Here is a 496-nt window from a genome sequence, read left to right as displayed (position 1 = left end):
CTGTGCGGCCGCTTTGCCGAGGGCTTGGAGAAGATGGGCAGAAAGGAACAGGCGGCAATCTTTTGCCGCGAAGTCCGGAGTAGTGTGACCCGGCTGCAAGGACAATGATGCCGCTTCCTTCTAAAACCAGAACTCATCCCACAGCAACAGCGCGACGACTGCCCGGCGCTGAGACCGGCGCGTATACGCCTCGGCCGCACGCAGCGCTTCGGCCTCGCGCAGGTGGTAGGACAGCACGTCGCCCTTGCCGTCGGGCCGCTGGGGCGGCTCGCGCAGGACGATCAGCAGTTTCTCCTCCAGAACGGGGAACGATGATCTCTTCTCGATAAAGTGGTCATCATCGTTCCCCGTTACAGGTCGCTCGGTCTCGACCGGAGGCGTAAAGCGGTCGAACGGATAGTTATCGAGCGACGGTCTGGTCCGCGCCCGGCCACCCGGTCTGGTCGTGCTGTAGCGCTTCTCCAGCAGCCAGAACTGGGAGAAGCCGGGCGGAATA

Annotated in this window: 1 protein-coding gene; it reads right to left on the bottom strand. The window is 62.9% G+C overall.

The genetic code is table 11. From position 1 onward, the window contains the following. Positions 1-120: 120 nt before the first annotated feature. A partial coding sequence (locus J4F42_18640) for a hypothetical protein (protein ID MCE2487537.1) occupies positions 121-496 on the bottom strand: 376 nt, incomplete at its 5' end.

Source organism: Desulfurellaceae bacterium (assembly GCA_021296095.1).
Classification (GTDB): Bacteria; Desulfobacterota; Binatia; order Bin18; family Bin18; genus JAAXHF01.
This window is presented reverse-complemented; position numbering and strand designations above follow the sequence as displayed.